The sequence below is a fragment of the Microvirga arsenatis genome (genome assembly GCF_009910705.1).
Classification (GTDB): domain Bacteria; phylum Pseudomonadota; class Alphaproteobacteria; order Rhizobiales; family Beijerinckiaceae; genus Microvirga; species Microvirga arsenatis.
This window is the reverse complement of the sequence record NZ_JAAAXJ010000031.1, coordinates 1-22,976: the sequence shown is the minus strand read 5'-3', so window position 1 is coordinate 22,976 and position 22,976 is coordinate 1. Positions and strand designations below refer to the sequence as shown.

General features: G+C 61.0%; 20 protein-coding genes and 1 pseudogene. 9 read left to right on the top strand and 12 right to left on the bottom strand.

Translation table 11 applies throughout. The annotated features are described in order from the left end of the window. The first annotated feature begins 456 nt into the window (after window positions 1-456). On the top strand, window positions 457-1,017 hold the full coding sequence (locus GR303_RS23120) for a hypothetical protein (protein WP_161726644.1): 561 nt from the start codon (window positions 457-459) through the stop codon (window positions 1,015-1,017). Window positions 1,018-1,173: 156 nt separating this feature from the next. Here GR303_RS23120 and GR303_RS23115 read toward each other — a convergent pair whose 3' ends face one another. Further along, window positions 1,174-1,410: a BrnA antitoxin family protein gene (locus tag GR303_RS23115; RefSeq protein WP_246205865.1), complete on the bottom strand. Its 237-nt coding sequence runs from the start codon at window positions 1,408-1,410 to the stop codon at window positions 1,174-1,176. 121 nt (window positions 1,411-1,531) lie between these two features. Beyond that, a complete protein-coding gene (locus GR303_RS23110; RefSeq protein WP_161726647.1) occupies window positions 1,532-1,756 on the bottom strand; it encodes a hypothetical protein in 225 nt (74 codons plus the stop codon). Window positions 1,757-2,157: 401 nt separating this feature from the next. Between GR303_RS23110 and GR303_RS23105 the strand changes: the two genes are divergently transcribed. Continuing rightward, window positions 2,158-2,934 (top strand): DUF72 domain-containing protein, encoded by a 777-nt coding sequence (locus GR303_RS23105; RefSeq protein ID WP_161726669.1) that lies wholly within the window; start codon window positions 2,158-2,160, stop codon window positions 2,932-2,934. Between the two features lie 135 nt (window positions 2,935-3,069). Here GR303_RS23105 and GR303_RS23100 read toward each other — a convergent pair whose 3' ends face one another. The 3 genes from GR303_RS23100 to GR303_RS23095 all read right to left on the bottom strand — a co-directional run bounded on the left by GR303_RS23100 (window position 3,070) and on the right by GR303_RS23095 (window position 4,406). Beyond that, window positions 3,070-3,468 (bottom strand): response regulator, encoded by a 399-nt coding sequence (locus GR303_RS23100; protein WP_343038503.1) that lies wholly within the window; start codon window positions 3,466-3,468, stop codon window positions 3,070-3,072. Further along, entirely contained in the window at window positions 3,465-3,647 is a 183-nt protein-coding gene (locus tag GR303_RS25015) for a hypothetical protein (RefSeq protein ID WP_246205866.1), read from the bottom strand. Before GR303_RS25015 ends, GR303_RS23100 begins: the two co-directional genes overlap by 4 nt. Window positions 3,648-3,974: 327 nt before the next feature. Continuing rightward, entirely contained in the window at window positions 3,975-4,406 is a 432-nt protein-coding gene (locus GR303_RS23095; protein WP_161726649.1) for a PRC-barrel domain-containing protein, read from the bottom strand. Between the two features lie 438 nt (window positions 4,407-4,844). Here GR303_RS23095 and GR303_RS23090 point away from each other — a divergent pair, with 438 nt between their 5' ends. The 7 genes and pseudogenes from GR303_RS23090 to GR303_RS23060 all read left to right on the top strand — a co-directional run bounded on the left by GR303_RS23090 (window position 4,845) and on the right by GR303_RS23060 (window position 17,568). Then, window positions 4,845-5,027: a hypothetical protein gene (locus GR303_RS23090; protein WP_161726651.1), complete on the top strand. Its 183-nt coding sequence runs from the start codon at window positions 4,845-4,847 to the stop codon at window positions 5,025-5,027. 158 nt (window positions 5,028-5,185) lie between these two features. Further along, window positions 5,186-5,833 carry a PAQR family membrane homeostasis protein TrhA gene (gene trhA, locus GR303_RS23085; protein ID WP_161726653.1) on the top strand — a complete coding sequence of 216 codons (648 nt, stop codon included), beginning with the start codon at window positions 5,186-5,188 and terminating at the stop codon, window positions 5,831-5,833. Window positions 5,834-6,303: 470 nt separating this feature from the next. Beyond that, window positions 6,304-6,399, top strand: a pseudogene (locus GR303_RS25010) (IS6 family transposase); the annotation flags it as partial. 208 nt (window positions 6,400-6,607) lie between these two features. Next, on the top strand, window positions 6,608-9,970 hold the full coding sequence (locus GR303_RS23075; protein WP_343232024.1) for an STY4851/ECs_5259 family protein: 3,363 nt from the start codon (window positions 6,608-6,610) through the stop codon (window positions 9,968-9,970). Continuing rightward, window positions 9,970-16,134, top strand: a complete 6,165-nt coding sequence (locus GR303_RS23070; RefSeq protein WP_161726657.1) for a DEAD/DEAH box helicase — start codon at window positions 9,970-9,972, stop codon at window positions 16,132-16,134. The genes GR303_RS23075 and GR303_RS23070 overlap by 1 nt, the downstream gene beginning before the upstream one ends. Window positions 16,135-16,546: 412 nt before the next feature. Beyond that, window positions 16,547-16,729 (top strand): hypothetical protein, encoded by a 183-nt coding sequence (locus tag GR303_RS23065; protein ID WP_161726659.1) that lies wholly within the window; start codon window positions 16,547-16,549, stop codon window positions 16,727-16,729. Then, window positions 16,726-17,568, top strand: a complete 843-nt coding sequence (locus GR303_RS23060; protein ID WP_161726661.1) for an SH3 domain-containing protein — start codon at window positions 16,726-16,728, stop codon at window positions 17,566-17,568. The genes GR303_RS23065 and GR303_RS23060 overlap by 4 nt, the downstream gene beginning before the upstream one ends. A 624-nt stretch (window positions 17,569-18,192) precedes the next feature. On the opposite strand, the gene GR303_RS23055 is transcribed toward GR303_RS23060, so the two are convergent. The 7 genes from GR303_RS23055 to GR303_RS25255 form a co-directional block, all read right to left on the bottom strand. Further along, window positions 18,193-18,474, bottom strand: a complete 282-nt coding sequence (locus GR303_RS23055) for a hypothetical protein (protein WP_161726663.1) — start codon at window positions 18,472-18,474, stop codon at window positions 18,193-18,195. Between the two features lie 339 nt (window positions 18,475-18,813). Further along, window positions 18,814-19,059 carry a WGR domain-containing protein gene (locus tag GR303_RS23050; protein ID WP_246205867.1) on the bottom strand — a complete coding sequence of 82 codons (246 nt, stop codon included), beginning with the start codon at window positions 19,057-19,059 and terminating at the stop codon, window positions 18,814-18,816. 70 nt (window positions 19,060-19,129) lie between these two features. After that, window positions 19,130-19,450, bottom strand: a complete 321-nt coding sequence (locus tag GR303_RS23045) for a helix-turn-helix domain-containing protein (RefSeq protein ID WP_161726665.1) — start codon at window positions 19,448-19,450, stop codon at window positions 19,130-19,132. After that, window positions 19,450-20,805, bottom strand: coding sequence for a type II toxin-antitoxin system HipA family toxin (locus tag GR303_RS23040; RefSeq protein WP_161726666.1), 1,356 nt, complete (start codon window positions 20,803-20,805; stop codon window positions 19,450-19,452). The genes GR303_RS23045 and GR303_RS23040 overlap by 1 nt, the downstream gene beginning before the upstream one ends. 317 nt (window positions 20,806-21,122) lie before the next feature. Next, entirely contained in the window at window positions 21,123-21,293 is a 171-nt protein-coding gene (locus tag GR303_RS25590) for a hypothetical protein (protein WP_425487139.1), read from the bottom strand. Next, entirely contained in the window at window positions 21,218-21,736 is a 519-nt protein-coding gene (locus GR303_RS23030; RefSeq protein ID WP_161726668.1) for a HipA N-terminal domain-containing protein, read from the bottom strand. The genes GR303_RS25590 and GR303_RS23030 overlap by 76 nt, the downstream gene beginning before the upstream one ends. A gap of 3 nt (window positions 21,737-21,739) precedes the next feature. Continuing rightward, a complete protein-coding gene (locus GR303_RS25255) occupies window positions 21,740-22,039 on the bottom strand; it encodes a helix-turn-helix domain-containing protein (protein ID WP_343038504.1) in 300 nt (99 codons plus the stop codon). Window positions 22,040-22,976 lie beyond the last annotated feature (937 nt).

The following is a 22,976-nucleotide window of genomic DNA, read 5'->3' as shown; positions in this document are numbered from 1 at the left end:
AGGGTCCGTCATGGCGTGGTCTCCAATGGGACCCTGGCGCTCCAACGCCCGAATCCCGTTTTGTGGGCTTCAACACCCGGAGACTACGCCACCCTCTCAAAAGTCCACCACATCCCAGACGGCACCTTCGCCCGGACCAAAAATGTTATCGTGGGGGTCGGGTTGGGTCGTCTTAAACAGGCCAGCTGTTGGATCACGTGGTCCGCAAAGGCCGCGGATGGCGGTTGAGCGGTGGCCGGCGCGGCCAGAACTAGGGCTGCAAGGGCGAAGAGGTGGTGTTTCACAGACAGACTCCGACGCTGATGCCGGACCGATAGCCCGTCTAAGGCGCTCAGTGTCTCCCTTTGCTAGACGAACCAGAAGTCAATCTGGATGGAGACCTGCCAGCCTGTCCGGGTCCTTCTATATCCAGATTGCCGACGGCTCCTTAGACTCGGCGTTCGGAGAGGACGTCGAATGAGCGACACACATAAATATGATGACATGCCGCGGGCTACCTTCATTACCGATAAGATGGCCCGCTTCCGTCAGCGGCTCGCAGCGACGTATCTGGTCCACGAGTCGGCCGGATCGGAGCCTGTCTATTACACCGTGACGCTTGAAGAGTCGGAGGGGATTTCAGAGGGTGGAGTCTACACCAGCCTCGCTGTCACGCTTTACTCGGCCCCGGTCAATGCAGATCCCCCGTTCGATGGCGAGCCAGAGGACGGACGATGGTTCAGGATCGATGAAGCCGGAGCAGCGTGGGATGCATACCACAGTACCGTGAGTTATATGATAGGCAGAGGAATGAAACCTGTTGAAAGGCCCCATAACGACTACACCCTCGGCTACCTTAGGGCCCTCCTCGACTTAATGGAATATCACGGCGGCTTCGAAGCCACGTCAAATAACAATCCTGCAGTCCGGGACGCTCATCATTGGACCCGCATGCATATACGGGATCTGATCAAAGGCATTCGTGGATCTGCCGGTGCTGACTATCTGCAGGATCCTAACTCCAACCCGCGCCGCTGATTTGGTAGACGAGTATGAGAGCGTATTAAACCCTATAAATTGCAGAGCCCGAGCCAGTCCATCTTTGTGCCGCCCCCGTGCCGGCGCCCATCAAGAAGAGCGCGATCAAGACCGTCCTGCCCGGGACACTGGTTGCGTCGTTCACCAGACGGTCCCTCACTTGCCCGCCGCTTTGCGTAGGACGGCGTTGATCCGGTCCTGCCATCCCGGACCGTCCTGCTGGTAATACTCCAGCACATCCTGGTCGATGCGCAGGGTGACGGACTCCTTCACGCCCGAGATGGCCGAAGCCTTGGGAGGCGTCTCAACCGGCTTCGTCGTAACCTTCTTGAACGCTGCCTCGGCCGCCTTCAGTGGATCGCTGGGGCGGCGCCCGCCTGGTGATCTCGACAAGCTTTCCTCCCGACGAACCACTGCCTCGCAAGCCATTTCAGGCACATGTCAGCCGCATCGTCGCGGACGGCCCCAGGAACTTCAAGCCCCGCCGCAGCCGGGCGCCGTGTGCAGGTCTCCATCACCGCCGCGGCCGGCGGTTGAGCCAGACGGTCGCCTGCATGCTGGTCCAGGCCGACAGCACAAGGAATTCGTGCCACTTGCCGTCAGGCGCCAGAAGCCGGCGCACATCGTAATCGGCTGCTTCGCCCGGTGGAGCCATCGCTCTGTCCCGATAAGCGATCAGAGCCTCGCCGTGCTGGGGTGCCAGGCGGATCCGCCGCTCCTCGCCCAAGGTATGGAGCATGCCGTCGCATGGACCTCCCACGCACCGGTAGGTTCGCTCTCGCGCTGCCATTGCGATTCTCTCCCAACACCGCGGCGTTGCGCCTTGCCGTCTTGCGGAACAACGCAGCGCATCTCGGACATCCGCCTCGGCGGATCAACGCCGCATGGCGCGCCATCGGTCCGGTCCTCAGGTGATGCCTGCCACCTGCGCCGAGGCTCCTCGACGATGTGCCGGAAGTCATCGTTGAAGAGGGCCAAGCCATAAAGCCCTTGCCTCATACCCGGAACGTCCTGCCGCCAGCTAGCGTTGGCAAAGCGTGGCCTTTCAGATGACCGGAGACTTCCGATGAGCCTCAAGCGCACTTTGGATTGCATCGCCAAGTGAGAGGAATGGAGGACGTAGTGGATTCTGCTCCGGCGATGCCGCTCACACCCGATCCACACTCAGGAAGGGCTATTGCCAACACCCGAATTGGCACCGCTGCCTGGAGCATCCCGAAGGAGCATGCGGCCCCCTTCCCGACCGCGGGCTCCCACCTGGAGCGCTACGGCGCCGTCCTCAACGCGGTCGAGATAAACTCCTCGTTCTACCGTCCGCATCGACCAGCCACCTACGAACGCTGGGCGGCCTCGGTGCCGGACGACTTCCGCTTCGCCGTGAAGGTGCCGAAGACCGTCACCCACGAACGCCGATTGAAGGATGTGGGCGACCTGCTCGACCGCTTCCTGGCGGAGGCGGGAGGCCTCGGGCCCAAGCTCGGGCCGCTGCTGGTCCAACTGCCCCCGAGCTTGAGCTTCCAGCCTGGCATCGCAGACACCTTCCTGAGCGAGCTGCGGAGCCGGGTCGCGGGTGGTATCGTCTGCGAGCCCCGCCATGCCTCCTGGTTCACGCCTGAGGTCGAGGCCTTGCTCGACAGGCTTCGGATCGCCCGCGTCGCGGCTGACCCGGCTCCGGTCCGTGGCGCTGACGAGCCGGGCGGCTGGCGCGGGCTGTCGTACTATCGCCTGCATGGCTCGCCCCGGATCTACTACTCGGCTTACAGTGCGGAGTATCTGGCAGCCATCGCGGAGGTGCTCTCAAGGGAGGCGGCAGCAGGCGCCGAAACCTGGTGCATCTTCGACAACACGGCGGCCTTTGCGGCAACCGGTGATGCGCTCACCACCAGAAGACTGGTGCGGGCCCTGGTCGAACCTTGACCCACGTCGGCGTTCATTGCTTCCAGCACTTGAAAGCCGGCCTCCTCCAGTTCGTCCACTGCGGTCATGCGCACCAGCGGCTCGCCCTCGACCACGAGAACCAAGGAGCGGGATGGGAGCTTCGGGGGGGGGTATTCAGGCCACCGGAAGCTGCGGCTGGTGCATGGCCTTCTCGGCTTCGACCAAGACATCGAGCCCGCGCCAGGGCTTGGGCATGAAGGTGACGCAATCCGGCAGATCCGCCAGCCGGTCACCTGCAGCGCCCGAGGTGAGCACGATCCGGATCGTCGGCCAGAGCGTGCAGGCGGCCTTGGCGAATTGCACCCCGTCCATCTGTCCGGCCAAGCGGATGTCGGCAAAGATCATCGCGACGTCGCTGCCGTGCTCCTGCAGGTATTCCAGGGCGGCCTCGGCGCTCTCCACCTCCACCACGTCGAGCTCGGTCTCCTCCAGAAGGGCGGCCGCAAGGTCCCGAACGTCGGGATCGTCCTCGACCACCAGGGCGATGTGCGGCTCGAACTTACGGTCGTTCACGATCTGCCTCCCCGGCCTTCCTTCCGCCGCAGGATCGCAAGGAGGGATTCGGGGACCGGCTCCTCCAGCACATCCCGGTAAACCTCTGCAAAAGCCCGGGCGAGCATGAAAGCGGCGACGTCAGGATGAAGTTGATCGACACGGGGCAGGCGCACGTCGCCGGAAGCGTCGTGGGACATCGGCTTTGTCCTGAGCAGTTGTCTGGGCCCACTGCGACAACTCTGGGTCGCTCGGGCCAACATACGTTAATCAGGGGAACCGCCGGCCTGCGGGTCGGTTTCAGCGTGGCGGCAAAAACAGTCCATGCCGGGCAGATCGCCGGCGTCGACAGCCTGCCCATTCCTCCGGAGGCGCCCCAGCCGGAGCGAGGGCATCCCACCATCTGCACCTGGCGACATCCCCGCACTCTGGAGAGCGGGTTGGAGTGGCCACGACGATGCCGCAGGAGATCCCGCCACACCCCCCCTGCGCTCCAGCCCAGGGCCTGATGGGGCCTTGAAGCAGGATCAAGCCGTCGGGGTGGTTTTGTAGTAGGCGTCCACCCTGGCGCCGTACTCATCGTCGGTGAACGGATCCTCGCCGGCGCCATACCGCGGAGCCTCAGCAAGCCTGTCCCTGTCGATGTCGACCACATACCCGCCCAGCCGGGTGTCGTAGGTCAGGGCCCGCCGTGGCAGCGGATGGTAACTTTCGCCGATGCCAAGGAAGCCACCGAAGCTCATCACCACATAGGCGACCTGACCTGAGACCTTGTCGACCATGAAGTTGTACACGGTGTCGAGCTGCTCGCCGGACCGGTTGAACACGGGCGTGCCCTCGACCTTGCTGGAGGCGATCAGGCGCCTGGTTTCCTCAATGGCCACGCCCACGCCGGACGGGTCGAGTTCCATGGAGCCCGGATCGCGCAGTTGTCGCTCGTCTGGCAGTTTCGTCGGCATGCTGTTCTCCACCCCAAGAGGAACGACATGCCGGAGCGGCCGTTCCAGCGGAGTCGCATGCGCAGAAACAGCGTGCTGTTGAAAGCGTGGCCCTGTCTGCCAAATTGAACCAGACCGGCTCAATCACGACGCCGGCACCCTCGCCCCATGACCCACAAGCCTGTTAGTCCCTCGGATGCAGCGTCCGGGCTCTCGACCGAAGACGCCCAGCGCATCGTCGCCGATCCGGTGCAGCGGAAGCTGGGGCTGCACCAGCGCCGCCTGCACGGAGCAGGAGGAGGCCGGCTTCGTGGCCCGTGATCCCTACGTGGTGCGACTGCTGGACCTGTTCGACCTGCTCGGCAGCGCGTACCGGCTGGCGAGGACTTGAGAGCCTGTACAGGTCCGGTTCAGACACCTTGGCCTAAACACCCGCATCCGCTGACAAATGAGGTCAACATGCTGATCTGGTCCGCTCTTGCCGCGGCCCTGCTGTCGGGCCTGACGCTTGGTCTGCTGCCGAACGGTGCGCCTGAATGGGCCACCCGGGCTATGGAGCTGGTCACGGTCGTAGCCGTCTTCGTGCTGGTCTGCCTTGTCGAAACCGCCGGGTCGCGTCCGGACAAGCCGAGTTCCCGTTAGGACCAGGAAGACCAGGACCTGTATCCCACCTCTCACCGACCCGTCATCAAGTCGCAGGAACCCGTGTTCCGGTGGCGGGTTCTCCCGAAGCCAAGCTTGGTGCTTCGGAAGCCGGAGGCCGCCGCGCCGGCGGGCTGCCTTCAACGACGTGGGGGACGATGATCAGGTGGAACTACGACAGGCACGAGATCTTGGTCGACGGGATCGTCCATGCCCTGGGGGTCGTCGGTGGTCTCGTTGCCGTAATCGTCCTGCTGGCCCTCGCCGCACCGACGGTTGGCCCCTGGGAACTCACATCGGTGGCGATCTACGGGAGTGGCCTCCTGGCGGTGCTTGTGATCTCGGCGGTCTACAATCTCTGGCCCGTGTCCCCGGTCAAATGGGTCCTGCGGCGGTTCGACCACTCGGCCATCTACCTGCTGATCGCCGGCACCTACACGCCGTTCATCATGCAGATGAGAAGCGAGATCACCGCCATCATGCTGCTGGTCGGGGTCTGGGCCGGCTCCTTGGCTGGGATGGTCCTGAAGCTGTGCCTGCCGGGCCGGTTTGATCGGCTTGCGATCCTTCTCTACCTGCTCCTCGGCTGGAGCGGCGTCATGGCATACGAAGCCGTGCTCGGCGCCCTGCCGGGCTCGACCCTCGCCCTGTTGGCTGCCGGAGGCCTTCTGTATACGGTGGGGGTGATCTTCCACGTGTGGGAAGGCCTGCGCTTCCACAACGCGATCTGGCATGCCTTCGTGCTTGTGGCCGCGGCCTGCCACTATGGCGCCGTGCTCGACTGCGTGGTGCTGGCGCGGGGATGATGCCTGCATAGGCCAGGCCCTTGCCGCAGCAGGTACGGAAAGGCGTTGGAAAAGCGTGGCGCGTGGGAAATCGTCTGGCTCCCGCCGGCACGGCGGCCCCCCAGGTGCATCGGCCTGGTCCCGGGAAAGGTTTTCCTTCCGGGTTACTGCCATTGGCGCAGGATACGATACTCGATGCTCGTTGGCCTGGACCCCGCACGGGTGCTACACAGGCGGGCATCGTCAGCCAGAACGCTCTTGAAATTCAAGGGTTTGGGAGGCAATAGCGGAATCTCCCCCTCTCCGCCATTTGAATTCCCCAAATCTCTGATTATCTCGATAGTTTTGCGCTTGGGCGAGTTGGATCTCAACAATGTCCCCAATAGCGAGAGTACCGTCAAGCTAACCAACGGGTGACCAGATAGAGGCATGCGTGAGGGATGAAGAACATCCATCACCCTCGCTACGCCCGTCACCGCTTTCCGGCTGACGTGATTAGCATCGCAGGCCGGAAGCACTGGCTGTGGCGCGCCATGGCTCAGTATGGGACGGTGCTCGATATTTTGGTCCAAAGCCGACGCAATGCTTAGGCCGCCAAGCGCCTGCTGCGCAAGCTTCTCAAGAAGCAAGGCAGCACTCCTCAAGTGATGCGAAAGGTGCCTGCCTTGATCGGACGCCCTCGCCCGACATCACAACCTGCTGAGCAACCAGTGGCGCGGCCCTCAGGGCATGATACTTTAGACAACTTGACGATATTCAGCCCTGACAGGAGGTTAAGCTCGTTGGAGGTGTGCCTTGTCGAGAATATCAGCCACAAGCATTACATCTTTGGCAAAAATCCTTAGCGCTCGAGAGCTTTCGAGACCAGACGGCCGTCCTCTTTATCGCTACCGACTCACAGACCAAGAATATCGCAGAATAAAGGAGATGCTCATCGAATGTCTGGAATTCTCTCAGCCAGACGTAAGCTCTCGCGAATTCTGCGCCCTGATCTGCCTGTACGTCTCTGAATGGTTCAAGCGTGAATTCGTCGGCGGGATGTGGTCATGGGACCCGCCATTGAATGCGATCGGCCTGACCCAAGCCGAGATCGAAGTGCGCAAATTGACACCTCGCGGCCTGGATTTCTGGGGCCAGAAGGTGATGCGGCGTGGCGATGGGGACAGGATGTTCCTCAACACCCTAATTGTTCAAGGCGGCTTACCAATGGCGCTCGCCGCCAAGCAGTCGGGGTGGCTGTCCTCCTTCGTCGCCCTGGTCATACGCGACCTTGAGAATGGCTCCGACCGTTCGTCCACTGCGGCCCTGAGGCATGCAGAGTTCCATTCGTTCCGGGTGCCCGAGGCATTCCGTAAACTCCCTCTCCTTCAGCTCGTCGCCGAGTTGGCGGCGCGTATCGTCGAGTTGAGGCACGCAGTTCCTGCCGAAAGCGGCCTTGACACTGTCGCGTGCCTGGATGTGACAATGCCAGGGTGGCGAGACAGCCTTCCGGTCGTGCTCGAGGATGAGACTGCGCGGCGGCTGATCGAAGGCCTTATTCGGACGAAGGCAGAGCCTCCCGCTACCCCGATTCTGGCCGAGCGATGCATTGTGAAAGCCGGGGATAGTACCCTGAGTTTCGGGCTTCGCCTCCGCCTCGACGGCTTTCTGGATGTCAGTCGTCTTCCGAACGCATCGGAGGCATTGCTCGAGGGTTTTAGCAGGGCTCGACTGATGCCGTCCGGTCCGCTTGCCGAACGGGTGCAGGGCTGCCTCGCAATTTTGGACAGACCGACCAAAGGCGAGGCCTGCTGGGCAGCAAGGTCTATTCTTCAAGGTAATCCGGTCATCAGGAAGTTCTCACTTCGAGATCAAGTCAGTGCAAGCCTCCACGTCGATGGCCGTGACCTCTGTGAGATTGAAATCCCCGGCGGCGGAGCCATCGATAGCGAGGTCCTCACCTTCCGGGCCGGGAGTACGGGCGAGTTGAACGACATCCGGCTCCTTGGAACGGGAAGCGTTCGATCCCGCGACGAAGCCGTGTTGGTGGCTATGACGTCCTCCGTCGAAAAGGTCACCGTTCAATCCGGGACCTTAACTGATGTCGGCTTGGTGGATGGCCTCACGCTCCATCGCCTTCAAGGACAGGTCCGTATCGAAACATCGGATGGCCTCATTTATCAAATCACGTCATCCTCCGACCGTGACGACATCGGCCAGGTGTGCCTGACCGGCGACAAGGTATCCGATCTCTCGGCATCGGTTCCCGTGTTTGCCGGCGTTCCAAAGATTCAAAGGCTTGCTGCGGGTGGGTTGCTCTCCGCCATTCCCGATCATTTGGTCCGATGGCGCCCGGTCGGCTCGAAGGCTGAATGGAGGGCCTTGAACCGCCAGTCTCCTCCAGTAGGACTGATCGAGATCACCTCTTTCGAGGACGGAATCGTCAGAGACAGAACTCGCCTTGGGATTGTTCCGGCAGGAGCAACCGTCAGGCGCGAGACGGTGGGACAAGCCGCATCCGTGTCTCTTTACGGATTTCGGCTCGAAGAGGTCGTCCCAACCTCACCTGGGACTACCCTGTCGATTATGAACGACCCCGCAGCCGACACAGTACGCCTCACGTACGATGCGGGCGAGAGACTACGCGAGATCCCCGTGGAACTCCGGTGGCCGGGAAGCGCGTCCCTTCGAGCCAAGTTGCCGCTCGTCGGCAATGAAATCGTCTTCTTCAATGCTTCGGGCGAAAGGGTTGCTCATCGGACGGTGCTCTCCGTTGCCGATTTGCGGGGGATGACCATCGAAACGGGCGGCCGGGCCGTCCTGAGGGGGGAACTCATCCAAGGAGGCCGGGTCGACGAATACCTATCGCTCAATCGTTCGTTTGAGCGCTCGCTTGCCTTGGCGCACGTCAGGAACGAGTTGTTAGGGCTGTTCGCATGCGCCGACGACCTGGACTGTGAAGTTCGCCTGTACGCCTCCTCTGGCGCCAACGAAGCCCGTATCGACGTTCAGCGCTACGATCTCAGGCTGATCAACGACGGAGGCAGGGTTGGATTCGACCGTCGCTCCGCTGCCAACATCAAGGCATCGGGAGCGATCGAAATCGTCGGGCGTCCTTTTGTGACGCTCCTTGGTCAGGAGCACGTCTTGCGGGTGTGTTCACTCGAGGAGCTTCCGGACGCGCGCCTCGACATACCACAAGGTCGGGGACCCTGGCTTGTCTTCGCCAAAGTCGATGGCGTCTCCCGCTCCCGTCCTCTTTTCATGCCAGGTGTCCTGGAAGACGGCGTGCTGCCCACCCTTGACCCAATCGTTCAGGCGATGCTGACCGAACCCGAGAAGGAACGCGAGAGCAACATCCTGGCACAGCTCAAAGCGGCCGAAGAGGCGTCAGGCACTGAGGCCCTTTCGTACCTGAAGGGGATGATCAAGACTTTCAAAGGGTATCTTCCTCTCCAAACCTTCGACGTTCTGAGGCTCCTCCATCGTTGTCCTGGGGCGGGCGTTGCCCTCCTCGCAGCTGCCGAGACAAACGACCTCCCCCTGTTGATTGAAATCGAGGGAGAGTTGCCTTTCTGGTGGACCCTGACGCCGATGGAGTCTTGGTGTGAGGTGTTCCGCCGCCGCCTTGAGGTCTGGGAAGAAAGCCTTTCGTTCATTCCGGATCCCACAGATAGAAAGAAGCTCGCGACAGGCCGGCTCGTAAACCAGCTCCAATCGATTGAAGATGTCGCTCCGTCGCTAAAAACGCATCTCGATTTCGTGCGTCTGAGCCTCAAGCTTGATCCAAGCACCGATGGCACGAAACTTCTCCAGATGCCGTACCAAGCGGCCATCATGCTGACGGAGCAACATGGGGAGTTTCTTGCGGACGAGTGCATCAGGCGGAATGGGGAACGATCCGCCTGGCCCAACAGACCCAATTTCAGGGCCAGGGTTTCATTGCTCCCAAAAGGTTTCATGCGGTTCGATGAGGGAACGCTTACGGTATTGGACGCCCCTCATGTAGCCGCTCAGATCTCTCTCGGGATTCTTGAAATCACATCCAGCATCGATCGGGGGTTGCGGGCCTGTCGCTCCTTCGACCAAGCATATTTCGACGAAGCCTTCCCTGTCGCGCTCACCCGGCTCTGGGCCTATGCCCGCGGTGACGCCCTTATTCCTCGTAAGGTGACCTAATGAACGCAGTAACCTCGTTTGACACGCTCGAGCGGATCGGGCGCCGATCCACCGCGGCTGTGGTTGGATGGGCGGGTCTCAAATCCCATTCTCTCCGGCGTCATCTCCTGGAGACCCTGCCCGGCACCGGCCATGCAGGGGCGTTCGTCGCCAACCCCGTCATCGAAGCCGTTCATGGCTGGGAGGTCGCCGACCAAACCTTCGGCGAACTGGCGGGATCCTTGTTGCGACCGAGCCTGGTCGACGCCCTCGATGGTACGGGATTGCCCAAGCCTGACGGACGGGAGCGATATCGCCTCGAGAGGTCCCGCCGGCCGTATTCGCATCAGCTCACAGCCTGGAAGCAGCTTCTGGCGCCGGAGCCGCGGTCGGTCCTCGTGTCCAGCGGGACGGGATCGGGGAAAACCGAATGCTTCGTTGTGCCGATGCTCGAGGATCTCGTCCGGGAAGCGGAGGATCGAGGAGGACCGATCCGCGGCGTCAGGGCGATCATGATCTATCCGCTCAACGCGCTCATCAACAGTCAGCGGGAGCGTCTTTCGGATTGGATTGCGCCCTTCAAAGGGGCCATTAGGTTCTGTTTGTACAACGGGTCCACCCCCAAGGATGTCCCGAATGCCGAGCAGATGAACACGCCGGAAGAAGTCCGATCCCGCCGCCTCCTCCGAGCGAACCCTCCCCCCATCCTCGTAACCAACACGACCATGTTGGAGTACATGCTGATCCGGCAGGAGGATCAGCCGATCATCCAGCAGTCCCAAGGCAAGCTGCGCTACATTGTCCTCGATGAGGCGCATTCCTATGTCGGCTCCCAGGCTGCCGAGTTGTCGCTGCTGCTGCGGCGGGTCACACGAGCGTTTGGAGTCAGCCCGAGCGAGGTTCGCTTCGTTGCCACGTCGGCTACCATTGGAAAGGAGGGCGATCCGGCCGTACGAGAGGCGCTCCAGCGCTTCCTGGCGGACGTTGCAGGGGTTCCTCTCAGCAACGTCGACGTTATTGAAGGCAAGCGGTCGCTCCCGGAATTACCGCCCGTCGATCCCTTCGCTAAACTTCCCGACAGGTTCGATGGATTAGATGATCTGTTTGATCGCCTTGGGCGATCACCCGATTTCCGGCGTGGGTTCGATCAGCTTCGAACCAGGCCCATGTCGCTGTCCCAGTGGTGCGAGGCGGTCGGCGTCGATGAGGATCGAGGGGCGGACCTCCTCGTCGCAGCCTCTCAGGCGCAAAAGGATGGTCGCCTGCTTCAGCCCCTCAAAATACACGCTTTCCATAGGTCTCAGGGCGGTGTCTGGGTCTGTCCCGATCCACGGTGTCCGGGCCTGAAGGGGACCTCGCTCGAGGGAGGAGACTGGTCATTTGGATCGGTTTTCCATGAGAGGATCGATCAATGCCCATCCTGTAGAACGCGTGCATTTGAGCTCCTCTTCTGCACGGGGTGCGGCACGGAGATGTTGGACGCTCAGACCGTATTCAGTCAGGATGGAACAGAGAGGCTGACGTCTCGTCCCCCCAATCCGCTCGAGGATGAGTTCTTAGCCGAGCTGGACGACGAAGTCCCGGACGATGAGGCTTTGGATCTGTACCCGGACGGCCCACTTGCCAGTGACGAGGTTCTCATCGTTGCGAGCGGCGGTCAGGCGATCCGCATCGATCCAGGAACCGGACAAATCCTGGAAAAGGAAACGGACGCAGGACTCGCGCTCCGGATCACCAGAGAGCGTGACCAATGTCCAGGCTGCCAAGGCTTCTTCAAGGTTGGCAACGCACGGCTGGCTCACGTCCGGGTCGGCGCGCCCTTCCTGCTTAGCAACATCGTCCCTGAACTCTTGGACGATGCGGCGCCGACACTCGCGACGAAGGACAACAAAGGGCCGTTTCCAGCGGAAGGACGCCAACTCCTGACCTTCACGGACAGCCGCCAGGGCACCGCGCGCCTCGCAGCCAAACTTCAGGCAGAAGCGGAGCGCAACTACGTTCGCGCCCTGCTCTATCATTCCGTCCAGGCCAGCCCGGCCATGGCTCCCCACCAGGAAGCCGAGTTGCAAGGCAAACGCGAACTCCTGGCAAATCTCGAGAAGCAGATGGCGGAGAAACCGGATCTGGCTGCCGCCATGGCACCATTCCGGGACGATCTCATTCGCGGAATCCAATCGCTTCAGCCTAAGGAGCGGGTGCTGAGCTGGTCGGATGCCATTCAGGCGATCAAGTCGGACGAGACCTGCATGCGGTGGATCAAGTCTGACATCTGGGGAAAACGCGACATTCGCTTCAACCAAGCGGATGATTTCGCGAAGTTCGCCCTGCTTCGTGAGGTGATCAGGCGGCCGAACAAGCAAAACAGCATCGAAACAATGGGGCTCATCCGGATCACGTTCCAGGAAATCGAGCGGATCACGACCGTGCCCCGGGACTTTTCTGACCGAGGGGGAACGCTGGAGGACTGGAAGGACTTCTTGACCCTTTGCACCGTGCGCGTCCTTCGTGGCTCGTATGCGGTTGCCGTCGATCCGGGCATATTGCATTGGATCGCCCCCAAGGTTCGCTCGAAGTACGTGATCACGTGGGGCGACCCACGGGCCGGTCAGCGCCCCCATCAGGTCTTTTGGCCGCAGATATCGAACAAGCCGTCGGCTCGCCGTCCGATCATGCTGTCGCTCCTGGCCCAGGCGTTTGGCCTGAGCTTCGATGAGGCCATTGATCGCGAGATCATGATATCGATCATGGAGTCCGCCTGGTCCGCTATCCAGCCGATCCTGCTTCCGGCCGCGGATGGATCTCAGCTAAACCCCGAAAGGTTCAATTTCGCCCCGCTCAAGACCGGTGCGGTCTGCCCACTCACGCACCGTATCCTTGATCGGACCTTCAAAGGATTGTCGCCTTACCCGATGCTCAAGTCGGGTGGGGACGTCTTCTTCCAAGCCTCGCCGATCGAGATGCCGCAGTTCCCGTTCCCGTTCCGATCGCGGGATGGCCGACAGGTCACTCGAAGTGAGATCGACGACTGGGCACAGACCGATGAACGCGTCGCGTCGGCGCGAGAGCGTGGCGTCTGGACGGACCTTCACGACCGGATTGCCCGGTTCGATGCGTTCTACCGCTCGGCTGAACACTCTGCTCAGCAGCCGGGGCCGCTCCTTCGCGAGTACGAGCGGGAGTATCGGCGTGGGCAGATCAACGTCCTCAATTGCTCGACGACGATGGAGATGGGTGTCGACATTGGGAGCATCGGAACCGTCTTGAACACGAATGTTCCCCCATCCGCGGCATCCTACCGGCAGCGTGTCGGACGCGCCGGGCGACGGGGCCAATCCATGGCCCTCTCGTTGACCCTGTGTAAGAACGTTCCAACGGATCTGGCCGTGTTTCGCGATCCGATCTCCCTGCTCACACGGACGATCGCCGCGCCACGGGTCACCCTGGACAGCAATATCATCGTCCAGCGTCATGTGAATGCATTTCTCCTAGGCGCCTTTCTGGCTGGGAAGGGCGCGGAGTTACAAAAGCTTGAGACCGGCGCATTCTTTGGCCTAATGGCCGACGGAACCCGGATGGAAGCTGGAAGCTCACCTGGCGACAAATTCTCGGAATGGCTCGAGTCCTCCGAATGCCGTCAGAATCCGGATCTGAGGGCCGGGGTCGACTTGCTCCTCAGGGGAAGCCTTCTCGAGGGCAAGACCGATGCGGCCGTCGACTCCTCACGAGAGGCGATAGCCGACGTCCGATCCGCGGTCGAGCGAGAGTGGGATGCCATTCGGGTCGACATGACCGACCTTGCTGGACGCGACGCCGCGCAGATGGCCCTTCAGTTTCAGATGCGCCGTCTCGTGGAAGAGTTCCTTCTTCGGGAGCTGATCAAGCGCAGCTACCTTCCGGGCCACGGCTTTCCGACCGATGTGGTGATCTTCGACAACTCGACGATTCACGTCAATAAGAGGCAGGACGGCCCTGCCGATGACAGGCAGAGGCGCACGGCTCCACGGGAGTTCCCGAGCCGAGAGCTCGATCGAGCCATCCGTGACTACGCTCCTGGCGCGGATGTGGTCGTTGACGGCGTCGTCTACAAATCCGCGGGCGTTCGCCTGGATTGGAAGCGGCCCGCCCTCGAAACCACTGTCCGGGACATCCAAGCACTTAGAACCGCTTGGCGCTGCGAGCGATGCGGCGCAACCGACACGAGCCACAATATCCCGGAGGTATGCCCTGCTTGTGCCCAAAGCGGGTCCTTGAAATGGTATCGCTACCTGCGGCCGTCCGGCTTCACGTGCGATCCCGTTGAGAAGCCTCATGCTGAGGTGGAGAAGACGGACTTCATCCCATCGAAGCTCCCGTGGGTGACCGCACGAGGCGGAGAATGGATGAGCCTGGCGGATGCCTCCGTCGGCCGTTTCAGAGCCAGCCGGTCCGGTATGGTGTTCCATCATACGCTCGGCGCAAGAGGTTACGGGTATGCCATCTGCCTCGATTGCGGGCGTGCCGCCGAGGAGGATGGACCTCCTCACATGATGCCGCCCGTCCCGAGGTCGATGAGCAATCATCGCCCCTTGCGCGTGACGAAGAAGAACGGGGGACGCCTCGTTTGCTCGGGTGTCGAGAAGAACTTTCCGGTCCAGCGGCACCACGCACTCGGTTATGAGGTCACCACGGACGTCTTCGAGATTCAGTTCGAAGAGCTTGAGGACGTGGCGGTTGGCCTCCCGATTGCGGTCGCGATGCGGGACGCCTTGGCTCGGATTCTCGGCATCGAGGCCTCCGAAATGGGACTAGGTGTCACGCAGACCAGGGAGTGGGAGGGAATGCCCGCGCGTTGGTCGATCTTCCTCTATGACCAAGCTTCCGGTGGGGCAGGTTTCTCGGTCAATGCTGCCGGCCTCATCTCGGATGTCATCAGAGGGGCAGCCGATATCCTGAATTGCCCCAACGGCCGCAGCTGCCGCCACGGGTGCTCGGAATGCATTCTTGCAAAGGACGTCGAGACATACGCCTCGACGATGGAGCGCGAGAAGGCGTTCCGCTTCCTGGCCGACAAAATCCTTCCTCGCCTTCAGATTGCGCCCGAGGATCATCTGTTCGGCGCGACGACAAGGCTCGAAACCCAACTGCTCGCAGATTCGATCCTCCGGCAATTGGATCGGGATCCGACGAGCAAGCTGTTCATATGGTTCGACGGGGTACCGTCGACTTGGGATCTGGAGCACTGGTCGATCGTTGACGTGATTCGCCGCCTGAGCCTGCGTGGGCGCGACATCGATGTGATCGCACGCGAGGACGTGATCAAAGGTCTTCCCGTGCAGGAACGCATTGCCCTTTTTGGCCGGGTCATGAAGGCGGGAGCGACGCTCCGGGTCACGCCGAAAATCCCGCAGGCTGGCGGCGGTACGCTCCTCGCCCACGTAAAGGGTGACGCAAGGTCAGTCGTGTGGGGGACGCGGGACCTGGAGGCGCTTCAGCCGTCGTCGAAGTGGGGCTTCCCCAGGCTTCCTCTCGTTCGTGCTGAAGTCCCCCAAGTTTATCACCCCGGCACTGCCGTCAACCCTGCCGATTTCCTGCAAATTGCCCCAGGCGCAAGTCTGGTCAGCATCGGGCGCGAGCTCGATGGCCCTGTGGATGGCTTTGGTGGAGCATTCTGGAAGCTCCTGGCGGCGAAAGCACCCGCCCTGGCCGAGCGGATCAAGGCCGGCGACAGCCTGAAGGAGGTCACTTACTCAGATCGGTACGTGTTTTCCCCACTCACGGTTCGGCTGGTGCATGGTTTACTAGAGCGCCTACCGGGCCTCGCGAAAGACACTATCGTGAGGGTGCAGGTTGGTGCGGTCCCGAACCCGCGGGTGTCACCATACCTGGTCCATCACGATTGGATGCTCAACGATCATCGGAAGCAGGTTACGGACCACCTCCTTGGATCGCTTAGCAACGCGGCGACCGTGACCTACCTCGATAAGAGCCAGATGGAGCATGCACGAGTTCTCATTCTTCGCTATCCAGGCGCCACCGTGCGTATCCTCTTCGACCAAGGAATGGGCTATTGGCAGAGCGAGTCGGCTATTCGATACGACTTTGGCTCGAGCCCGGCCGACCAGCGTCGCCAAGCGAAGAACCTGAAGTTCCGCATCAAGGCTGGATCCCACAATCCGACCTGGGTCGTGGTTTCGAAAGAAACTTAGTCGCGGGACTTTAGAGGCAGTCAGATCTGGGGTGGGGCCTGGGGCCCCTTCCCTTTTTCGTCCTCGGCTCCCCTTGCGGCGCATTGTCCACTGCGGCTCTAATGGAGTCGCAAAACAATGTAGGGTCGTCGGTTATGGATCCATCTTGCCGGCCAACACGGCCCGACAACGTCGGGGCAGTGCGGGCAGGCCGTTGACCGGGCGGCACGCCCGGTCGCAATGGCGTCTCATACCCAGCGAACGACAACTGGAGGAAGCTTAGGGCTGTGCTCGGCGTTCCGGCAAACGAGCGTCGGGAGCCTGTTCAACGACCTCGAACGGCCAATCGAAATGTGAATACAGGAAGGGCTTGCCGCCCTCCCTGTTCGTTTCCTTGGCGTATATCCGAAACCGTGTTCCCACCGGATATAGCATGCGCACCGATCGGGAGCTTTCGACATCCATCGTTGTTGGAAAAGGCTGGCCGGCAATTGTCGACATTAAGCATCGGGCAAGGAGTGCAATTGAAGACTGGGGCGAGCCCCCGGCTCAAGGAACGGGAGCCTTCGACCGCCTTGGCGGATTGGAATCAATAGAGCAAAAGGTGGGAAAATGAGATTTTCGAACACGATATGGCTAACCTGTGCTCTTCTATTGGGAAGCGCTGCCAGCGCCGCAGAGATCCGCCACAACCGGATCGCTGAAGGCTCGGGCTTTATAGTCGTCGAGGGCGAGTTGAAACCTGGCGACGAGGACCGGTTTGACGCGGGCGTCCAGCAGTATTCCAAAGGAGCCGTTCTGTTTCAGAGCGGTGGCGGCTCACTTATCACGGGAATCCGCATGGGCGAGATCATCCGAATGAAGAACTTCGGTACTGGGGTCGCTCCAGGAACCATGTGTGCCTCCGCCTGTGCGCTTGCATGGCTGGGAGGCACCCAGCGCTTCATGTCGAGTTCATCGCGCGTCGGCTTCCATGCCGCCTACCGCATGACCAACGGCGCCGCCCAGGAGAGCGGTGTCGGTAATGCTTTGCTCGGCGCCTACCTCACACGGCTGGGCCTGCCCGTGTCGGCCGTCATCTACATCTCCAGGGCAGACCCGTCGGGCATGACCTGGCTTACTCCGGATGATGCACAGAGCAACGGCATCGACCTTACGGTTCTCGACCTCGCGCCCGACAAGAGTGCGACGTCACGGCGTGTGGGGTCCGCGCCAGCAGTGAGATCCGGCGCCGAATACCATTATGTCACCGGCCTCGACCCTAACGGGGACAACTGGCTTGCTCTGAAAGCTGCCCCCGATCTGAAATCCCGCCGGCTGCTTAAGATGCCGCCTGATACGCCTCTGGTCGTTCTTGGTCGGCAGGGCACTTGGTTAAACGTCCGGCTCCAGGATGGGACCGTGGGGTGGGCGGCCGCTCGCTATGTGGCCTGCTGCCGCCACGCCCGGAACTAGGACGGTCCAAGCATCATGAGACCCACCGTGACACTCGTTCTTCCGCTTGCGGCTATGGTCTCTGGGCTTCTGCCATGAGAAGCTGCGGCCCAGAACAATCCCGGGACCCCTAGCATCGGAATTCTGCGCGGCTCCTGTCTGAAGCTGACTGCGGCCGGCAAGGCTGAAAGATGCAAAGGCGAAGTCGCCAGCGTCACCCTCGACGACGGGTCCGTGACCTTCATCTTTTTGTCGTCCACCGAGAAGGTTGGGTTTAAACGGAACGGCCGGGCCGTAAAGCCCCTCTTGAACGGGAACGCCGTTCTCCCGGTGTTCTTCGTCATGATCGGGAACGACGGCATTCCCGCATCCGGAGACTGTCGGTCTTCTGACCCATATTCCGGAACGCAGGCGGCTGTCGAATGCTCAGTTCAAACACGGTTCGGAGCAGTTACGGGATCGTTCCTCTCGAACGGTCGGCCGCCACTGATCCCGACGGGGCCCTGGCCGTACTTTTAAGAAGACCCAGCGCGGTGCTCCGATGTCGCACGCCCCGGCGTTCTCTTCCAGCCTATGGTTTGTGGCTCCCGAAGCTGCCCGTTCCAGCGTCTTGGACCGCCTCGACCGGCTTCCAACCCAGTTCGGCTAGATCCTGCCGCACGCGTTCGGTAATGGTTCCCTCCCCGTCCCCTCCCGGTCGAAGTTGCAATAGAAGTCGATATAGTCGCCCGACACATAACGGGACCGCACCCGGGCCACGATTTCCCCCGCACGCCGCCAGGTGCAGCTCCATAACTCAGTGCTCTGCGCCTTTTGCCAGATGATGCCACACAGAGCGTTGTAGAGTTCAACGGCATAGTCCTCGCTGGCTGCCCGCTCTTGCATCGTGCGGCTCTCGTAAACGTCCAGCTCAAGGCTTTCTCTCATCCGGCTCTCCCGTTACATCCTTACCTTCACAGACGACAGCGAGTTGGGCGATATGTCTATACTCTTTGCGGCGTAATTGCGCGGTATGAGGGACACCAGCAGCTCACAGCTGGGCCGACATCGACGTGGTCTGGTTCAATCCGGCCGACCAGCTCGAAATAAAGTCACTTCCGGCGTGGATGTTCGTTCGGATCGATCAGCTGGCGGCTTGATTCACCAGAGTTCTACGGCTCCAGCTCAGCCCCCTTCAGCTGCACGATCGCCGACCAGAAATGCAAGCCTGGCGATTTCGGTGGGTCTCTTTCACAGCCAAACCTATACGCGCAGCCTCCTTTCGTCTCAATTCGGGGGCCGATAACCCCGCGTCATCTTACGCTTGGTCCACAGCCTCATGTTCTGCCGAGCGACCGCCTCGCTCTCGCACACTTCAACCCGCCGTTGACCAGGCCGGCCGATCCGCCCCCATTCGCGGCTGAAGGTGATGGCGCCGAACAGGTCAATCGCGATGTCCAGACGATAGTACCGGGCCATGTTCTGGTCCGGGTCCACGCGGTAGAGCACCATGGGGTCGGGCAAATCATCCATGGGGCCGCAGGATGAAAGGTGCCGGCCGCAGCGTCCAATGAATAGCCTGAATCTATTTATGCGGATCGATTCAAGGGCTTGATGGACCCGTTTTCTTGCGCGCAGAAAACCCCGGCTCTTGCATCGGCACAAAGCCGATACCGAACCCGAAAACTCGCCCGATCCGTCCGAGTGTCTCGACTGTTGGATTGGCCTCGCCGCGTTCGATCTCAGCCAGCTGCCGCTTGGTGAGTTTTAGAACGCGAGCGAATTCCTCCTGCGTCAGGCCAATCGCTTGGCGCATCTCGGCGACGGCGCTGGGCAGTTGCAATGTCCCCGTACGCGCCTTCTCGGCGAGTGCGGCCCGCCGCTCGCGGATCTCGTCTTTAGTGGGCTTTCGCCAGCGCGGCATCACTGCACTCCTGGGGCTCGGACGTGGGCTGCGATATCAGCGATGCCCTCCGCGATTGCGCGATACTGACCTTCGATGGCCCTTTCGATGACAGGCTCAGGCACACCGTGCTGACGAGCCACATCGGGCAGTGTTCGGAACAGGTGTTCTCTCTCTAGGAGAGCAGCCATGATCTCCTGTGCTGGGAGAGTGTCAGCAGCAGCTGTCCGACACACCTCGGCCCAGTCAGGCGTCGCGTCCCGGCCCGTCCGCTGCATGCACGCCCACTTTGTCGGGCGGCCGAGACTATTCTCGGCAATACGCATCGGGGCGTAGTCGAAGAGCGGCGAGAGGCGGATCGTCCCGTCCGCACGCTTGGTCAAGGCGGTGTTGCGTCCGTGGTTATCCGGGTTTCCCGTCGCCAGATTGAGAGCATCCCTGAGCACGTATTCGGTAACATCCGCCAAAGGTTCGCTGGAATACCGCCTCAGAACCTCCAAGTAGGTTTCATGTTTGTCGGAGTGTGCAAAAGCAGCGATGCCGGCGGCAGCAACCAAGCTCTCCTGGCCATAGCGGACAAGGCCTTGGTCGGTGACAGCGCGGTCGAAACGCGGAATGACAAGCACGCCTGCATCCCTGTTGTATCGGTAATGTTCGACGGCGTGCACACGGATGCCAAAGGCTGCAGCAAGCATCGCGTACCGGGCCTCGCCTTCAAGGATCAGCTCATCGCCGCGATTTCCGCGCAGCAGCTTCACGATGACATGCCGGCGAGCCTCATGGTCGGTGACGACGGAATCTGGATACCAGAGGCCATCATCCTTGAGCGTCATCATGACCTTCGGCCACTCGCCCTGCAGGCCGGACGATCCCGAGGCGACCATCGCATAATAGTCGCTGACTTCGAGAAAGCGGTCGGATTTTTCCAGGATCTCGTTCATAGTGACGCCGAGGCGGGGTAAATTGGCAATCCGCTCGGCCTCCTGCTCGTGCGCCTCCTTGATGCGCATGTTGCCAATCGGAGCGCCAGCTCCCCGAAGGAGAAGCGGGACCTCCGTAGCGATCGCATTCGGATCAAGACCCATCGCCTCTGAAAGTTTCAGGCGTGCGTGCCCTTGCGGAAGAAGATCAAGCAGAAAAGCTGGCCAGGTTGGCTCAGAGCGATCTGCTAGATCGACCGGAAAGCGGACCGATACAGCACGTGCGTCGACGACCGGACGATCCTCAGCGAGTGCGATGGCTCCGTGCTCATAGAAGTAGTCCGGATCGTAAGCGAACCTTGTCGCCCCTTGGTGACCACGCTCTGGCTCTCCCAGAGTTAAAACCCCGGCGTTGTGCCAAGCGCCCTCATGATAAAGTTGCAGCGTCAGATCCATCACAAACCCCTTATAGTAGGTTTATAGTTAGCAATTGGGGCTTTATCAACCCATTATGATGGGCCGTATTCTGGTAGGAGGCGCGACAAGCAACCCACTTTGATGGTCACTTAAGCCACGCTGCAGGTCATAGTACCGGGCCATGTTCTGGTCCGAGTCCACGCGGTAGAGCCCATGGGTCGGGCTAATCATCCATGGGGCCGCAGGATGAAGGCGCCGGCCGCAGCGTCCAATGAAGAACGTGAATCCAATCACGCCGATCGATTCAAGGACTTGACATCCTCCCCTCCGTGAACGGAGGGGATCCCTACCGCGTGTCACGCCGCGAGGCGCGACCTCGCCTCGGTGGGTTCCTGGGCCGACGCCCCGACGGGCGAAGTCTCTCCGCAGGCTAGCCGGGCGTGTCCCGCCCTTAGAACGTTGATCGCGCCGACGTGGTCGGCATGTGCCTCGTGCCCGCAAGCCACGCATGCGAAGCGCGCCTGGATCGGGCGGTTGTCCGCGTCCACGTGGTCGCATTCCGGGCAGCGGCGGAAGGCTTGCTGGGAAGTTCGTTGATGATCCGCTCAAGGTCATCGGCATGCTCGATCGGACGCCAATGACCAGGAGACGTGCTGCCCGGTCGCCCGTTCGAAAGTGCACCGGCGGTGTCGCGACCGAGCTGCGACAAGAGCCCGATCACGTCGCCGGGCGCGATCGCAAGACATTGGCTGACGGTACGCAGCTGTTCGCCCTCGGGGAGGAAATTAGCGGCCCATGACATGAAGACACCGGGTTCAACCGGTTCAGGGCTCAACGGCATCAAGGTCGAAACGGGAAACGCCCCGCGGGTCGTCAACCAATCAGGATGATATGTGAACCGCGGACCTTCAGCATCAACATCGATGCTGCCGACGATGCGACGCTCAAAGTAAACGGGAAGCGAGGACATCCGTTAGTCTTCCTCTTCCGGAACGTCGGGTAGTTCATCAGAGGGTGTTGCTGTCCCTTCAGCCAATACGGCAAGAGCATCCGTCAGCCGAAGCCCGAGGGCCTCAGCAACGAGAAGACTGCGCCCGATCTGGCAGGTCGGCTTGCCGGCCTCCAAGTCAATGAGGAAGCGCCTTCCCACGCCCGTGGCGAGGGCAACCTGATCCTGCAGAAGGCCAAGAGCCCGGCGCCGCTCTCTGACAAGAGATCCGAAGCGATGCGCGAATTCCGCTGCCCGTCGTTCAAGGTCCGTGTCTTGTCTCACGCTGCACCGGTGTTCCCGATCGGTAACATCGACTGTTCGCAGACGTAAGACAAGGAGTAATGTTCCCGAACGGTTACAAATTAAGCCTTCCAGCTTTTCACAAATGAGAAGTTACCGACCGGTAACTTCAGAAGGTGCCCTTGGAGGGTCTGCCCTTTTAGCGTTGAGCTTTTTGACCTCGCATTCGCAGCCCTGGAAGGGGATACTGTCGTTGATGCCGCGCTTGTGCGGGGAGGAGTAGCCGGTTTTCCCAGGAAAGAACTTCTGGAGCGCTTGGTCAGCCACTGCGTAACTCATTGAAAACACAGATTTTTTTCCTCAAGATCTCTGTCTTTAAATGCCGGATTTCTTGTACTAATTCGGCAAAAGCCATTCTCTGACAGGCATTCTCTCGGCACTAAAGAGGGCTTTTACGGCACCAACTCTGCCTCTGTTCTCCGCCTAAAAACCGGCCAGTCCGGTTGTGGACGACAGGCCGGTGCGTATGCGGTCGATTTAACTAATGACCGAATTCAGCACGAGAGCGGACCTCCGGGCAAAGTCTGCAATGTGCCGGAAGGCGGCCTTCTTCAACAACTGTTGAGAGACGTTGAACTACACCCCTGGATTCGAAAGAACTTGAATCCACGCAGAGAAGGAGCCTGCCTCACGGAGCAAGGCAGGCGCTTCGTTGTAAACCTGGGCTCTGCGGATCATTGCCTCACGACGTGCGGCATCGCCCTCGACCCATCCCCTTCCTCGCGGCTCGGTCAGCTTTGAATGAAGGCGAGAAGATCCGGATTGATGATCTCCGGGTGCGTGGTGCACATCGGGGTCAGCGCAAGATCTGTTCCTGATTATACGCTAAGGTAGAACGAACAAGGAACGCCCTCTATCAACGGGCTATGCAGCGTGGGCCAAAGCCTTCGGCAATCGCAGGGGACGGAAGCCGTCCACG

What these genes read in the sequence shown, in the direction of transcription:
- GR303_RS23120 (WP_161726644.1), top strand. Translation starts at nt 457, where the DNA reads ATGAGCGACACACATAAATATGATGACATGCCGCGGGCTACCTTCATT.
- GR303_RS23060 (WP_161726661.1), top strand. Translation starts at nt 16,726, where the DNA reads ATGAGATTTTCGAACACGATATGGCTAACCTGTGCTCTTCTATTGGGA.
- GR303_RS23105 (WP_161726669.1), top strand. Translation starts at nt 2,158, where the DNA reads ATGCCGCTCACACCCGATCCACACTCAGGAAGGGCTATTGCCAACACC.
- GR303_RS23070 (WP_161726657.1), top strand. Translation starts at nt 9,970, where the DNA reads ATGAACGCAGTAACCTCGTTTGACACGCTCGAGCGGATCGGGCGCCGA.
- GR303_RS23045 (WP_161726665.1), bottom strand. Translation starts at nt 19,450, where the DNA reads ATGCCGCGCTGGCGAAAGCCCACTAAAGACGAGATCCGCGAGCGGCGG.
- GR303_RS23030 (WP_161726668.1), bottom strand. Translation starts at nt 21,736, where the DNA reads ATGTCCTCGCTTCCCGTTTACTTTGAGCGTCGCATCGTCGGCAGCATC.
- GR303_RS25015 (WP_246205866.1), bottom strand. Translation starts at nt 3,647, where the DNA reads ATGTCCCACGACGCTTCCGGCGACGTGCGCCTGCCCCGTGTCGATCAA.
- GR303_RS23055 (WP_161726663.1), bottom strand. Translation starts at nt 18,474, where the DNA reads ATGAGAGAAAGCCTTGAGCTGGACGTTTACGAGAGCCGCACGATGCAA.
- GR303_RS23110 (WP_161726647.1), bottom strand. Translation starts at nt 1,756, where the DNA reads ATGCTCCATACCTTGGGCGAGGAGCGGCGGATCCGCCTGGCACCCCAG.
- GR303_RS23095 (WP_161726649.1), bottom strand. Translation starts at nt 4,406, where the DNA reads ATGCCGACGAAACTGCCAGACGAGCGACAACTGCGCGATCCGGGCTCC.
- trhA (WP_161726653.1), top strand. Translation starts at nt 5,186, where the DNA reads ATGATCAGGTGGAACTACGACAGGCACGAGATCTTGGTCGACGGGATC.
- GR303_RS23040 (WP_161726666.1), bottom strand. Translation starts at nt 20,805, where the DNA reads ATGGATCTGACGCTGCAACTTTATCATGAGGGCGCTTGGCACAACGCC.
- GR303_RS23050 (WP_246205867.1), bottom strand. Translation starts at nt 19,059, where the DNA reads ATGGATGATTTGCCCGACCCCATGGTGCTCTACCGCGTGGACCCGGAC.
- GR303_RS23090 (WP_161726651.1), top strand. Translation starts at nt 4,845, where the DNA reads ATGCTGATCTGGTCCGCTCTTGCCGCGGCCCTGCTGTCGGGCCTGACG.
- GR303_RS23065 (WP_161726659.1), top strand. Translation starts at nt 16,547, where the DNA reads ATGCGCACCGATCGGGAGCTTTCGACATCCATCGTTGTTGGAAAAGGC.